Origin of the sequence: Psychrobacter sp. TB55-MNA-CIBAN-0194 (assembly GCF_040309505.1) — a bacterium.
GTDB lineage: Bacteria > Pseudomonadota > Gammaproteobacteria > Pseudomonadales > Moraxellaceae > Psychrobacter > Psychrobacter fozii.
In genome coordinates, this window is the sequence record NZ_JBEOOW010000833.1 from 1 (window position 1) to 233 (window position 233).

Consider the following 233-nt stretch of genomic DNA (forward strand, 5'->3'; position numbering starts at 1 on the left):
GTTGAAGCCAGACGATTCATCACCGTTTGATGCAGCTCTTCTAACAATTCATCAAGCTCATAATCAATCTCTAAAAACAAATCCGTCAGCATATCGCCTGCAGTCATTTTACCCTGTACTACATTATTCTTCGTACGATGTGGACTAAAACGTTGCAGCTGCTCGTAATGAAGCAAGGCTTCTGGAATACTTTCAGATATCAGCTTATCAATGACAAACTGCCGCTCATTATG

At 40.8% G+C, this 233-nt stretch carries 1 pseudogene; it reads right to left on the minus strand.

Going from position 1 to position 233, the window contains the following annotated elements:
- Positions 1-233 (minus strand): annotated as a pseudogene (locus AAEY75_RS17255) (hypothetical protein); the annotation flags it as partial.